Consider the following 13,966-nt stretch of genomic DNA (forward strand, 5'->3'; position numbering starts at 1 on the left):
CCTAACAAAAAAGCCGCCCCTAAGGGCGGCTTTTTTGTTGCGGTCGTTCCTGTCTCGCAGGCTCGAGTGCGCTTTTTGTAGGAGCGAGCTTGCTCGCGAACACGCCCAGCATGTGTGGTGCGGGTTGACTCTGTTCGCGAGCAAGCTCGCTCCTACAGGTTCCGTTCCGGCTTATTCGTCCGAGGCGAAGTCGTAGTCCATCGCCTGGCTCGGGCCCTGCAGGTAGCGACCCTGGATGTAGTTGGCGCCGGCCTGCCACAGGGTGGCCAGCGCGGTGGCGCTTTCCACCATGGGCACGATGGTCAGCTTGGCCTGGGCATGCAGGCTGGCCATCAGGGTCTTGAGGTTTTCCTGGTTCTCCGCGCTGTTGAGGTCCTGCACGTAGGAGCCGTCGACCTTCACGAAGTCGACGTTCATGTGCTTGAGCGTGTTGAACGGGTTGAGTGCGCAACCGAACTGGCACAGCGCGATCTGGCAGTGCAGCTCGGCCAGGCCCTGGCTCAGCAGCTTGGCCTGGCGCAGGTAGGCGATGGCGTCCGGCTCGCTGATCTGGATGATCAGCGCGTCGGCCGGCAGGCGCGAGGCCTTCAGTGCGACGCTGAGCCACGGCAGCAGTTCCGGGTCCTGCAGGCTCGGGCCGGAGAGGTGCACGAAGAGCTTGGTTTCGTGACCCTTGGCGCGGTGCTCGGAGAGCAGCTTGATGGAGTTGAGCAGTACCCAGCGGTCGATCTTCTCGGCCAGGCCGCTGCCCTTGGCGGCATTGAGGAAGTCTGCCGGCGGCACTTCCTCGCCCTGCGGGTTGAGCAGGCGCAGCAGCACTTCGTAGTGCTCGTGGGTGTCGCCGCGCAGGCTGATGATCGGCTGGAACAGCAGGCGGAAGCTGTTCTGCTCCAGCGCCTGGCGGATGATCGCGCTGATGTCGCCACGGTAGGCGGCGGCGGCCAGCTCATCGGCCGGGTTGTAAACCTTCAGGCCATTGCCGTCCTTCTGCGCGACGTCATCGGCGCCGCGGTGGGCGCGCTCGATGACGTCCTGGGCGCGGGTGGTCTTCTCGTCCAGCCCGGCGGTGCCGATGGACAGGGTGACCTGCGCGGTGCGGCCATGGATGTCGAACAGGTGGCCTTCGACCTTCTTCAGCAGCGAATTGAAGCGCGGGGCGGACTGCTCGGGGTCTTCGCCCGGCAGCAGCACGGCGAAGACGTCGTCGCTCAGGCGGGCAAGCTGGGCCTGTGCGGGGAACTGCCCGCGCAGCAGGTTGCCCAGGTCCGCCAGCAGCAGGTCGATGCTGGCGACGCCGAGGTCGAGCTGCAGCGCCTGGGCGCGGTCGAGCAGCATGTAGGCGAAGGTCGCCGGCTGCCCGGCGGTCACCGCGCGCTCCACGGCGCTGTCCATCAGGTCGAGGAAGTGCGCGCGGTTGAAGAGGCCGGTGACCAGGTCCTGGCTGCTGACTTCGCGCAGCTTTTCTTCGAGCTGGGCATTGCCGGTTTCGGCGCGGATCACCACCTGGATGCACGGCTCGCCGTCGTAAGTGGCCGGCGAGAAGGTCATGCGTGCGGCGAAGGCCTGGCCGTCGCTGCGGATGCCGCTGCAGGCCAGGTCCGCGTTGTCCTCGGTGCTTTCCTTGGTGAGATGGTAACCCTTGAGGAAGTCCTTGAAGTTGGCCTGGTCGCAGCCGGCGATCAGGTCGATCATCGGCATGCCTTCCAGTTCCTCGGCGTCTTCGTAGCCGAACAGGCCGACGTAGGCGCGGTTGGCGTAGATGTGCATGCCGTCGTGGACGTAGGTGATGGCATCCACCGAGCTGTCCAGCAGCAACTGGCAGCGTTTCTCCGCTTCGCGCAGGGCGACTTCGGCGGAGCGGCGGGCGCGACGCTCTTCGAGGTTGGCCAGCTCGCGGTTGGCCACCAGGATCAGTCGTTCGTCCTCGCCCTGCGGCAGGGCGTCCTGCGCGCCGAGGGCCAGTGCCTCGGTCACGGCGTCAGAATCGTTGCCGCTGACCAGCTGGATGAAGGGGATGTCCTTGGCCTGGCGGCGGATGGCGCCCAGCGCTTCGCTGGGGTCCAGTGCCTCGGCTTCGGGAGCGGCGATCAGCAGGTCCCAGCCCTGGGGCAGGATGTCCGTCAGGTCTTCGCTGGAGGTAATGCGGTGGACGCGGGTCGCACGACCGGCGTTGCGGAACAGGCTGACCAGGCGCTCGGCTTCGTTCTGCGAGTCTTCCAGGATCAGCAGGCGGATGGTTTTCTTTTCATTGGCCATGAGGAAGGCTGCTTATACCGTGCTGGACGGCAGCAAAAAGGCGACGAAAGGGAATCTTCCGGAATCTACAGAGACTTCCAGAGCGAGTCAAAGTCTTCCTCCCCGCCAGCGCCACGAGCATTCGGTGCTGTGATGGGCTTATCGCTCGTCGTGCCGGCTGCATCCTGTGCCTGGTATTCGAACTGGGTGAAGCTGGCCGTGGCGGTGACCTTGCGGGTCAGGGTGGCGCGACGCTCCTCCCCGTGCAGGTTCAGTTGCACGCGATTGCCTTCCTGGAAAGGCAGGCGCGGGGTAATGACGGTGGCCGGGCGGGAGATCGCGGAAATCTCCGGCAGCAACAGGGCGCGCAGGTACTGGCTGCCCTGCTCGGTCTTGCGCAGCAGTTGCAGGCCGCAAGGTTGGGCGAGCGGGGCGATCAGCTCAATGCCCATCTGCGTGCCGCCGCCGCGGACCTGGCGGATCCAGCGCACCACGGCAACGCTCCAGCTGTGCTCGGGGGTGTCCTGGATGCCGAGCAGTTCGCCGGCCTGCAACTGGCTGGGGATTTCCTTCGGCCAGGTCAGGCAGTAACCGCCGGGGCTGTGGTTGACGATGTTGAGGGTGAACACCGGGTAGTCGTCGCGCGGGGTTTCCGAAGCGATGCCCAGGCCGCTGTCGTCAGGGGCGCGCGGCGCGCTGTATTCGATTTCCTCCAGCGGCATGCCGGGCTGCCAGTCGTTGACCTTCTGCGCATCGAAGGCGCCGGACCAGGCGTCCTTCACTTCGGCCTTGAAGGTCGGTACCTGCTCCTGCACCTGGATCTTGAGCACATCGTTGAAGCTTCTGCGCCCGGCAAGGAAGTAGTGCAGGGCGCTCATGCCGATGCAAAGGGTCAGCTGACCCTGGCCGGGAGTACGGTGGAAGGTGCGCTCGGCGATGTCGCCCCAAGCGGCGGCGAGGTGTTGCAGCAGGTCGACGCTGATGCCCTCGGGCACCTTCAGGCGGGCCTGCGCGCGGTTTTCCGGCGGCAGCAGGAGGTATTCGCGGATCACATCCACCAGCGGCTGCGGGTCGATGCCCAGGGCGCCAGCGAGGTCGCTTTCCTTGAACAGGGTGCGATAGCGCGGCGGGCCATCCACCTGCGGCACCACCACGAACAGGGTGGAGGGCGCATCGGCCGCCTGCACTTTCACCTGTGCCGCCCAGCCTTCGAGGGCTTCGGCGACGCGGGCAATGTTGTTCTGGCGCATCTGGTTGCAGCGCGCCGAGCCGAGCATCAGCGCTACCAGGTACGAATGCTCGATGGACAACCCCTGTGACTGGCGCGCCAGCGCATCGCGTACCGGGGTGTGCTGTAGCCCGTGCTGGCGGGCCAGCTGGTAGAGCTGATGGAGTTCCAGCCAGAGGTTTTCCGGCACCGGGCAGTACAACTGCGAGGCACGCACCAGCGGGCCGCAGAGGCTGCGGATGGCGCGCTGGATGGCGGCGGTCATCACCTGCGCACGCTCGCGGGTGAAGCGCGAGGCTTCGCGCACGACGATCAGCTTGTAGCCGATGGCCAGGTGGTTCTGCAGGGCCTGGCAGAGGTTGGCGACCTTGCGCGGACGCTCGTCCAGGACGATGGACTGGTTGAGGAAGTGCCGTTCCAGGTTATGGCAGACGAAGTGGACTTCCGGGCGGAACAGTTCCAGCAATTGCAGGCGCGTCTCGACCGGCAGCTTGAGCTGGTTGAGTTCGATCAGCCCCTGGTAGAGCTGGCGGGCGGTCTCCCCGAGGTTGGCCTTTGGCAGGTGATCCAGCCAGTTTTTCAGCTCGCGCGCATTGGCGTTGCAGAAGCTCAGGCTCTCGTGCGTCGGGGTGGGGACACGTAGAAACTGCTGGGGACTGTTGTCCATGGCGGGAATGGTTTCTCCACAATCCGGCTCGTTGTACGAACTGGTTGGTCATAACTGTCGGCTTTTTCCGAACTCTAGCAGCATCCGTCGCCCGCCGCAGCCCATCGCCCGGATGGTGCGTGGACAGGTCACGGCAGTGGCGTTTCCCCTTTGAGCTGGCGTTGCAGGGCGTTCTTCGCCGAGTCCTGCGCGGTGCTGCGTACCCAGCCGTCGCCCTGGGCGATCACCGGGTGGGCGGCCCAGTCGAGCAGATCCTGGCGCCGGCAGACGCCGGTATTGCCCTTGCCGGCGCCGGCGACCACCTTGTAGACCACCTGGTCCTGGCGGCTGCGCTTGTCCGGGTGGTCGTCGATCACCTGGCGCACGGCCCAGGCATCGCCGCTCAGGGCGTTGCTGTAGCTGGCACCGAGTAGTATGTCCTCGGGCGTCAGGCGCTGCGCCTGGGCATGCTCCTGGGCCAGTTGGAGAATCTTCAGCAGGTCGTCGAACTGCACGTCGATGTATGAATCCATCTTGCGCAGCGCGTGGTACAGGTCCTCCGGGGCCGGACCTGTGGGCAGCTTTGGCGTGGCGGGCAGGCGCGCCAGCGGTGCGGGATAGCGGCGCCAGGCGAACAGGCCGTTGAAGGCCACCGCAACGGCGAGGATCAGGACCACATTGAGCAGCACCGGGCTGAGTACGTAGTGGAACCCCAGGGCGCTGATCGCCGGGCCGCCGGACACTGCCGCCAGTGCGGTGGCGCCGCCGGGCGGGTGGATGCAGCGGGCGTAATGCATGACCAGGATCGCCGCCGCTACCGCGAGGGCGGGAGTGAAGCTCTGGTCAGGGAAGAGTTTCTGGCAGATCACCCCGACCAGGGCCGAGAGCACCTGGCCGCCGAGTACGGCCCAGGGTTGCGACAGTACGCCGTGGGGGACGGCGAACAGCAGCACTGCGCTGGCGCCCATGGAGGCGACGACCCAGATGGCCGCTTCGCTGGGCAGGACCCAGTGGGTGACGGCATAGATGGCGGCGATGCCGCACAGCGCTCCGATTGCGGAGAGCCATTTTTCAAGATGGCTGGTGGCGTTGGCGCGCCAGCCCATCAGGTGCAGAAAGCGTTTCATGGCAGGGAGCTGGCACGATGAGGCGAAAAGCAGTGGCGGGCGACTCGTTGGCCGCCCGCCTTATGGAGAGCGGGCCTTAGCCCTGGCGCGCACCACCCAGGCGCTCGCCCATGCGCACGGCGCTGGTGGCGGCGAGGTTTTCCGCCCAACTTACTTGCTCCGGCCCGAACAGCACGATGGCGGTGGAGCCCAGCTTGAAGCGGCCCAGCTCGGCGCCTTTCTCCAGGTGGATCGGCGCACGGGAGGCTTCGTCGTAGGAGAAGGACTTCAGCTCACGCTTGGGTGGAGTCACCAGGCCGGCCCACACGGTTTCGATGGAGGCGACGATCATCGCGCCTACCAGCACGACGGCCATCGGCCCGCGCTCGGTGTCGAAGATGCAGACCACGCGCTCGTTGCGGGCGAACAGCTCCGGCACCTGCTCGGCGGTCAACTGGTTCACCGAGAACAGGCGGCCCGGCACGTAGACCATCTCGCGCAGGGTGCCGGCCAGCGGCATGTGCACGCGGTGGTAGTCCTTGGGCGACAGGTAGACGGTGGCGAACTCGCCGCCCATGAAGGGCGCGGCGCGCTCGGCGTCGCCGCCCAGCAGCTCCATCAGGCTGTAGCTGTGGCCCTTGGCCTGGAATACGCGACCATGCTCGATCGGGCCGAGCTGGCTGATGGCGCCGTCGGCGGGGCAGAGCACCGCGTCGGCGGTTTCGTCCAGCGGACGAGCACCGTCTTTCAGGGCGCGGGTGAAGAAGGCGTTGAAGTGCTCATAGGCACGCAGGTCCTCGACCTGGGCTTCGCGCATGTCCACCCGGTAACGGCGGGCGAACCAGGGAATCAGGCGGTCCTTGAACCAGGGCGCGCGGCATTCCGCGGCGCAGCCGATCAGGCGCGACAGCAGGTGATGCGGCAGCAGGTACTGGGCGAGGATGAACAGACGATCTTTGAACGACATTCCTTAAACCTCTACGGGGGTGTCGGGATGGTTGCCCCATTCCGACCAGGAACCGGCATAGCCCTTGACCCGCGGATAGCCGAGGGCCTTGGCCACCAGGTAGGTGAAGCCGGAACGATGGTGGGTCTGGCAGTGGGTGATCACTTCCTTGTCCTTGGTGATGCCCAGGTCCTGGAGGATCTGCGGCATATCGGTACGGATGCGCAGGGCGCGGGCCGGGTCCATGCCGGCGGTCCATTCGAAATTGACGGCGCCGGGCACATGGCCGGCCTTGGCGGCGAGGACTTTCTGGCCGCTGTACTCGCTGGGGTTGCGCGCGTCCCAGATGGCCAGGTCGGCGGCGCCCAGGCGGCTCTGCAGGTATTCGCGGGTGGCGGTGGGTTCGTCGTGCAGGGTCAGCGGCAGCGGGCCGCCGGCCGGTGCCGGGACGTTCTCGGAGAGCGGCAGGTTGTCCGCGAGCCAGGCGTGCAGGCCGCCATCGACGTAGTGGTACTTGTCGTGGCCGATCACGTCCAGCAGCCAGATGAAGCGGCCGGCCCAGCCGCCGCCTTCGTCGTCGTAGACCACATAGACAGCATCGGGGTTGTGGCCCAGTTCGCCGAACAGTGCTTCCAGGTCGGCCTTGGCCGGCAGCAGGCCCGGAGCCGGTGTGCCACCCAATTGGGTACGCGCGGGGGCGACGAAACGGGCGCCGGGGATGTGGCCCTGGGCGTAGCGTGCGGCGCTGGTCAGGTCGACCAGGATCAGCTCGGGGGCGTCGAGGCGGCTGGCGAGGTCAGCCGGTTCGATCACCAGGGGCAGGGCGGAGAAGGCGGACATGACGGAGACTCCCGGCGGAAAAGGTGGGGGAGGCAAGGCGAGCAGGCGCCTTGGGCTACCCCGTGAGAAGCTGTCCAATGTCTGCCTGAGCTGCACTCGGCGAGACGTTGAACGGGTTCTGAGGGCGGTTAGTTTAAAGGGGAGACGGCGGGGCGCAAACCTTTCGCGGATCAGGAACCCCGCGCCATCTGCTTCACCGCGTGCTCGATGCACTGCACGGTGCGGCCGAAGGCTTGAGCGTGCAAGTCAGCCAGCGGCTGTCCATGACGGTCGGAGACGACCAGCATGACCACTCGCGCGCCGTTGCCCAGCGAGCGCAGCAGCAGATGTTCGCTGGGCAGCAGCGCCTTCAGCGAGCCGGGTATCAGTGCCGAGAACTCGGCCATGTTGGCCGGGCTCAGGCGCAGTTGCCCGGGTTGTTGCAGGAGTTTGCGCAGCACCGGGCTGGCGGCGACTTCCAGCTTGAAGTCGCCAATCTCGCCGTCCAGGCCGAAGTGCCGGCGCGCCTGCAACCAACTGCCGCCCTTGTCGGCCAGCAGGATCATCCCGCGTTGCAGCCCGCAGGCTTGCAGCGCAGCGGTGGCGCAGTCGAGCAATTGCACGGCGTTGCCGAAGGGGCTGGGCGTCTGCATCAGGCGGGTGCAGTGCTGGCGCCATTCGGCGAGGGTGTCCGGTGCCTTGGCCGGTTCCTCTGCCTTCGGCCCGTTGAGCCAGCGGCGCGCATCCCAGGGCCACAGCAGCGCCTCGGCGGGGTGCCAGAGGAGTGGGCGGGCATGGCGGCGGGCGCTCTGCGCGGCGAGGCCGTGGACGGTCTGTTGCAGTTCCTCCAGCGGCATCTGCAGATAAAGGCTGGTCAGGCGCTGCCAGCGCAGCATGTGCACGCCGCCCCAGGACTGGTGCGCGGCCATGGCCAGACTGTTGGCCAGCAGGATGGTGTTGGCTGGTCGGGTCAGCCAGCGTTGCAATTCCGGGTCGGCGTCCAGGCGTTGCTGCTGGCCGAGCGGTTCGTGTTCGGTGTGGGCAACGTGCAGCGCGCGTACCAGCAGGCGCTTGTCGTCACTGAGCAGGGCGTAGCCCTGGCCGACCCAATCCGGCAGCCGCCAGTTGTCGGCCAGCGCGCGGCACAGCGGCAGCAGGCGAGTGCCGAGCAGTTCCTCTTCGACTTCGCTGCTGCAGCGGCCCAGGCCGTAGACCTGGCGCTGCCAGCTTTCCATCAGTTCCGGTCTGGCGCTGGCCAGTGCCCACAGCGGGGCGAGGGTGAACAGGCTGCCCCAGTGGATTTCCTGCCACAGCCGCGCCAGGCGGTTGGCGAACAGGCCGCTGGCCTGCTGCATGGCATGGCGGCTGATCAGCAGCAATTGGCTCAGGGCGCGGGGCATCTGCGCTTCGGGCATCGCCGGCAGGCTGTCGAGCAATTGGGTGACGCGGGTCAGGCCCAGGCGGTTAAGGGCGACTTCCAGGCTTTCCGCCGGATTGCTCCGAGCGCTCTCGGCGCGGTTGGCCTCGCGCAGGATGGCGAAGGCCAGGGTTGGCGCGTCCTGCAGCAGTTCGGCGATGTCGCGGATCGAGCGGCGGCTGTCGTTCAGCGCACGGCGAATATCATCGCGCTGCTCCAGCGGAACCGGCAAAGGCAGATTTTCCAGCTGCGTGAGCCAGGCCTTGAGACGCTCTGGATGAAGCATTTGCTTTGACATGCGTAAGGCGCCGAACTGGTTTTTAGTGTTTTCGGCCTATAGTCTTGCCCGAAATCTCCGATAACAACAGGGAGGCGGGAATCATGCCTCCTTTCTGTTCACAGTTTCAGTCCGGTCCCCATGGCAAAAATCATCGGCATCATCGTCATTCTGGGTAGCGTGCTCGGCGGCTACATGCTCTCCGGCGGCAAGATCGCGGCCATCATCCAGCCGTTCGAAGTGCTGATCATCGGCGGCGCCGCGCTGGGCGCGTTCCTCCAGGCCAACCCTGGCAGCACCTTCATGACCGTGCTGAAGAAGGCGCCGAAGATGTTCGGCAACCGCTTCACCCACACCTTCTACCTGGAAGTGCTGGGCATGCTCTACGAAGTGCTCAACAAGAGCCGCCGCGAAGGCATGATGGCCATCGAGGCCGATGTCGAGGATCCGGCTGCCAGCCCGATCTTCAGCAAGTACCCGGCGGTGCTCAAGGACGAACGCATGACCGCGTACGTCTGCGACTACCTGCGCATCATGTCCTCCGGCAACATGGCGCCCCACGAACTCGAGGGCCTGTTCGACATGGAACTGGGCAGCCTCAAGGAAGACTTCGAACATCCGTCCCACGCCGTGACCCGCGTCGCCGACGCCCTGCCGGGCTTCGGTATCGTCGCCGCGGTGTTGGGCATCGTGATCACCATGGCCCTGCTCGGTCAGGGCAGCCAGGCCGAGATCGGCCACCACGTCGCCGCGGCGCTGGTGGGTACCTTCCTCGGTATTCTCGCCGCCTACGGTTTCGTCGGCCCGCTGGCCAACGCCCTGGAGCACGACGCCAAGGAAGAGCTGAACCTCTACGAAGCGATCAAGGCCTGCCTGGTGGCGTCTGCCTCCGGCATGCCGCCGTCGCTGGCCGTCGAATTTGGCCGCAAGGTGCTGCTGCCGGCACACCGTCCCAGCTTCAGTGAGCTGGAACAGGCGGTACGTGGTCGCTAAGCATGGATAACAACCAGCCGATCATCGTCAAGCGCATCAAGCGCTATGCCGCTGGCCACCATGGCGGTGGCTGGAAGATCGCCTTCGCCGACTTCGCCACCGCCATGATGGCGTTCTTCCTGGTGCTCTGGCTGCTGTCCTCGGCCACGCCGGAGCAGAAGAAGGCCATCTCCGGCTACTTCCAGGACCCGATCGGTTTTACCGAGAGCGCCAGCCCCTACGTCATTGACCTGGGCGGCACGCCGACGCCGGCGCCGGACAAGACGCTGAACCCGCAGATCCAGGCACAGCCGGACGCCGATGAGACGCGCATCAATCCGGACGAGAACGCCAAGATTACCGAGCAGCAGGCTCAGGACGTCGCCGAGCAGGTGGAAAAGGAGCGTCTGGAGCTGCTGCTGCAGGAATTGCAGAACAAGGTCGACGAGAACCCGACCCTGAAGCGCTTCAAGGACCAGATTCTCTTCGAGATCACCCAGGACGGCCTGCGCATCCAGATCGTCGACTCGGACAACCGGCCGATGTTCGACCTGGGCAGTGCGCGTTTGCAGTCGTACTTCGAGGACATCCTGCTGGCGCTGGCCGAGACCATCAAGCAGGTGCCGAACAAGATCAGTATCAGCGGCCACACCGACGCCAAGCCCTACGCCGGCAACGGCGATTTCGGCAACTGGGAGCTTTCGGCTAACCGCGCCAACGCCGCGCGTCGCGCGCTGGAAGCCGGTGGCTACCCGGAAGACCAGATTGCCCGCGTGGTGGGCTACGCCTCGTCCGCGCTGTTCGACCGCGACCAGCCGCTCAACCCGGTGAACCGTCGCATTGACATCATCGTCCTGACCAAGAAGGCCCAACGTGCCATCGAAGGTCAGGATGGCGGAGGCGACAAACCTGCCGATGGCGCAGCTCCCGGCGCTGCCGCGACCAATGGCAATGGCGCGCCGGCCAAGCCGGCGACCGGGCAGGGCGACCCGCTGCCGCCGGACCAGCTCAAGCAGAAGCTCAACCTGTTCGATGACGGCGGCACGCTGAAGCTCGACGAGTTGAACAAGCAGCAGTGATGAACGAAAAAGGCCAGCTGAAAAGCTGGCCTTTTTCTTCGCCTTTTCGCCTCAGATCGGCGAGAGGCTTTTTGTAGGAGCGAGCTTGCTCGCGAACAGAGTCCACTTGCAGTGCCGTCGCTGGGCGGTTCGCGAGCGAGCTCGCTCCTACAGGGGCCCGCAACCTCCGCGCCGCGGACGACCGACGCTCACTTGCCCATCAATATTCGTCTTCCGGCAGGCTGGCAAGAATGTGCCGGTAGCTGGCCATCCGCTGCGGCGAAATACGTCCATCTTCCAGCGCCTTGAGCAATGCACAGCCGGGCTCGCGGTCGTGCTTGCAGTCGCGGAAGCGGCAATGGCCGAGCAGGTCGTGGAATTCGATGAAGCCCGCTTCCACATCGTCACGGCTGACATGGCCGAGGCCGAATTCGCGGATGCCGGGGGAGTCGATAAGATCGCCGCCGGCGGGGAAGTGGAACAGCCGAGCAGTGGTGGTGGTGTGGGTGCCCTTGCCGGTGACTTCCGACAGATCACCAACGCGGGTGTCGACGCCCGGCAGTAGCGCGTTCACCAACGACGACTTGCCCACGCCCGACTGGCCGACGAACACGCTGACGTGCTCGTTCAGCGCGGCGCGCAGGGCGTCCAGGGCCAGTCCGTTGAAGGCGGAAACCTCCAGCAGCGGGTAGCCCAGCTCGCGGTAGGTGCCCAGCAGCGAATCGAGGAAGGGGGCATTGTCCTCGTCGATCAGGTCGGCCTTGTTCAGCAGCAGCAGCGGCTTGATGCCCGCGTGTTCGGCAGCCACCAGGTAGCGATCGATGAGATTGGCGTGGGGTTCCGGGCGCGGCGCGAAGACGATGACGATGCGATCGACGTTGGCCGCCACCGGCTTGAGCACGCCACGCATGTCCGGGCGACGTAGCTCGGAGGTGCGCGGCAACTGCGCAACGATCACGCCGATGCCCTGGTTGCCCGGCCGCCAGACCACCTGGTCGCCCGTCACCAGAGGCGGCAGGTTGGCGCGCAGGTGGCAGCGGAATACCTGGCCGGCGGCGTCGCCGTCCTGGGCCTCGACTTCCACCTGCACACCGAAGTGGGCAATCACCTGGCCGGTCTGCTCCGGGCCGAGGTCGCCGCCTTCCAGTTCTTCCAGGGCACGCGATTCGCGTTTGGCGGCGCGGGCAGCGCGCTCTTCCTGGACTTTTTCGATCCGCCAGCTCTGCCGGCGGGTGAGGTGACGCTTGGCCATAGGGTATCCACAGGGAAAATCGCGCCGCAGTTTAGCATGCGAAGGCGTGCTTCCCGCTAAACTAGAGGGCTGAGCTGAGGAGCCCCATCATGCAGAACCCACAGAACCTGATCTGGATCGACCTGGAAATGACCGGGCTGGACCCGGACAAGGACGTCATCATCGAGATGGCGACCATCGTCACCGACAGTGACCTGAACATCCTCGAGGAAGGCCCGGTGATCGCCGTGCACCAGAGCGAGGAGCTGCTCGCCGGCATGGATGAGTGGAACACCCGCCAGCACGGCCAGTCCGGCCTGACCCAGCGCGTGCGTGAGAGCACCATCTCGGCAGCCGAAGCCGAGGCGATGACCATCGCCTTCCTGGAAAAGTGGGTGCCCAAGCGCAGCTCGCCGATCTGCGGCAACAGCATCTGCCAGGACCGCCGCTTCCTCTACCGCCACATGCCGAAGCTGGAAGGCTACTTCCACTACCGCAACCTGGACGTCTCCACCCTCAAGGAACTGGCCGCGCGCTGGGCCCCGGCGGTGCGCGACGGCTTCAAGAAAGGCAACACCCATCTGGCCCTGGACGACATCCGTGAGTCCATCGCCGAACTGCGTTACTACCGCGAGCACTTCATCAAGGTGTAAGCGGAGCGAACCTGCTCTTGTAGGAGCGAGCTTGCTCGCGAACCGACTCCGCTGCGGGGGCTGTTCGCGAGCAAGCTCGCTCCTACTAATAGCCCCAAGCTTCAGGCGTTGTGGCGGCCCAGCGCCCACGCCACATGCTCGCGCACCAGTTCCGACGGGAACTCCCGCCGCGCGCGCAGCGCCTCGATCACCGGGATGGTCGACGGCGCATTGCCCAGCCCCACGGCCAGGTTGCGCAGCCAGCGCTCGTAACCGGCGCGCCGCAACGGCGAACCCTCGGTGCGGCTGAGGAACTCCTCCTCCGTCCACAGGAACAGCTCCGCCAGCGCGGCGTTGTCCAGGCTGTGGCGCGGTTGGAAGTCACCCTGGTCGGTGGCGCGGGCGAAGCGGTTCCACGGGCAGACCATCTGGCAGTCGTCGCAGCCGAACACGCGGTTGCCAATCAACGGGCGCAAGTCTTCGGGAATCGAGCCCTTCAGCTCGATGGTCAGGTAGGAAATGCAGCGCCGCGCATCCAGCACATAGGGCGCGACGAAGGCGGCGGTGGGGCATATGTCCATGCAGGCCGTGCAGCGCCCGCAGTGCTCCGTGCCGTGCTGCTCGTCCACTGGCAGTGGCAGGTCGGTGAACAGCTCGCCGAGGAAGAAGTAGCTGCCGGCCTTGCGATTGAGCACCAGGGTGTTCTTGCCGATCCAGCCCAGGCCCGATTGCTCGGCGATAGCCTTTTCCAGCACCGGCGCGCTGTCGACGAAGGCGCGGAAGCCGAACGGCCCGATCCGCTGCTGGATGCGCTCGGCCAGTTGTTGCAGGCGCTTGCGGATCAGCTTGTGGTAATCGCGGCCCAGGGCGTAGCGCGAGACGTAGGCCTTCTCCGCATCGCCCAGCACCTGCGCCATGCGCGTGTCGCCGGGCAGGTAGTCCATGCGCAGCGATACGACCCGTAGCGTGCCGGGCACCAGCTCGTCCGGCCGCCAGCGTTTGCTGCCATGGGCGCCCATGTAGTCCATTTCGCCGTGGTAGCCCGCTTCCAGCCAGCGTTGCAGGTGCTCGCCATGCGTCTCCAGGTCCAGCCCGCTGATGCCGACCTGCTGGAAGCCGAGTTCGCGCCCCCAGTCCTTGATGGAGAGGGCGAGGTTGGCGTAGTCGAGTGTTGAATCGTGCATGGAAGGCGGGAAACGGAAGTCGGGGTGCGTATAATTCTGCCAGACCTGGCCGGCGTCGGCCCGCCCGTACGCCAAGAGCCGCTCGAAATCTGCTGCGCGTCGGCAGAGCTGCGTTAGGAACAGACTCGGAATGCTCATTTACAGCAGTAAACTGCGCTTCCTCGTCTCTTTTTGCCTTGCTCTGCTCTAGCTCGCATGCTTTTGAACAGGCTCTC

General features: G+C 65.9%; 11 protein-coding genes. 3 read left to right on the forward strand and 8 right to left on the reverse strand.

Annotation, left to right across the window (positions count from 1 at the left end; genetic code table 11):
• Positions 1–171: 171 nt before the first annotated feature.
• From AC2T4A_RS07900 to AC2T4A_RS07925, 6 genes are all read right to left on the reverse strand, one after another.
• On the reverse strand, positions 172–2,256 hold the full coding sequence (locus AC2T4A_RS07900; RefSeq protein ID WP_478378601.1) for an EAL domain-containing protein: 2,085 nt from the start codon (positions 2,254–2,256) through the stop codon (positions 172–174).
• A 65-nt stretch (positions 2,257–2,321) separates the two neighbouring features.
• Positions 2,322–4,130 (reverse strand): molecular chaperone, encoded by a 1,809-nt coding sequence (locus AC2T4A_RS07905; protein ID WP_416750773.1) that lies wholly within the window; start codon positions 4,128–4,130, stop codon positions 2,322–2,324.
• 128 nt (positions 4,131–4,258) lie between these two features.
• Entirely contained in the window at positions 4,259–5,236 is a 978-nt protein-coding gene (locus tag AC2T4A_RS07910) for an HPP family protein (protein ID WP_478378603.1), read from the reverse strand.
• Between the two features lie 76 nt (positions 5,237–5,312).
• Positions 5,313–6,182 (reverse strand): archaetidylserine decarboxylase, encoded by an 870-nt coding sequence (gene asd, locus AC2T4A_RS07915; RefSeq protein ID WP_416750769.1) that lies wholly within the window; start codon positions 6,180–6,182, stop codon positions 5,313–5,315.
• A gap of 3 nt (positions 6,183–6,185) precedes the next feature.
• On the reverse strand, positions 6,186–7,001 hold the full coding sequence (gene rhdA, locus AC2T4A_RS07920) for a thiosulfate sulfurtransferase (RefSeq protein WP_486743042.1): 816 nt from the start codon (positions 6,999–7,001) through the stop codon (positions 6,186–6,188).
• Positions 7,002–7,171: 170 nt separating this feature from the next.
• On the reverse strand, positions 7,172–8,695 hold the full coding sequence (locus AC2T4A_RS07925) for an HDOD domain-containing protein (protein WP_486743043.1): 1,524 nt from the start codon (positions 8,693–8,695) through the stop codon (positions 7,172–7,174).
• A gap of 120 nt (positions 8,696–8,815) precedes the next feature.
• Here AC2T4A_RS07925 and motA point away from each other — a divergent pair, with 120 nt between their 5' ends.
• Both motA and motB read left to right on the forward strand, forming a co-directional pair.
• Positions 8,816–9,667, forward strand: a complete 852-nt coding sequence (motA, locus tag AC2T4A_RS07930; RefSeq protein ID WP_416750763.1) for a flagellar motor stator protein MotA — start codon at positions 8,816–8,818, stop codon at positions 9,665–9,667.
• A 2-nt stretch (positions 9,668–9,669) separates the two neighbouring features.
• A complete protein-coding gene (gene motB, locus AC2T4A_RS07935; RefSeq protein ID WP_486743044.1) occupies positions 9,670–10,725 on the forward strand; it encodes a flagellar motor protein MotB in 1,056 nt (351 codons plus the stop codon).
• A 199-nt stretch (positions 10,726–10,924) separates the two neighbouring features.
• On the opposite strand, the gene rsgA is transcribed toward motB, so the two are convergent.
• Entirely contained in the window at positions 10,925–11,956 is a 1,032-nt protein-coding gene (gene rsgA, locus AC2T4A_RS07940) for a small ribosomal subunit biogenesis GTPase RsgA (RefSeq protein WP_416750759.1), read from the reverse strand.
• A gap of 89 nt (positions 11,957–12,045) precedes the next feature.
• Here rsgA and orn point away from each other — a divergent pair, with 89 nt between their 5' ends.
• A complete protein-coding gene (gene orn, locus AC2T4A_RS07945; RefSeq protein WP_081515526.1) occupies positions 12,046–12,588 on the forward strand; it encodes an oligoribonuclease in 543 nt (180 codons plus the stop codon).
• 101 nt (positions 12,589–12,689) lie between these two features.
• Here the strand turns inward: orn and queG are convergent, their stop codons facing one another.
• On the reverse strand, positions 12,690–13,751 hold the full coding sequence (gene queG, locus AC2T4A_RS07950; protein WP_486743045.1) for a tRNA epoxyqueuosine(34) reductase QueG: 1,062 nt from the start codon (positions 13,749–13,751) through the stop codon (positions 12,690–12,692).
• Positions 13,752–13,966 lie beyond the last annotated feature (215 nt).

Source organism: Pseudomonas sp. PVC-3-1 (assembly GCF_057444315.1).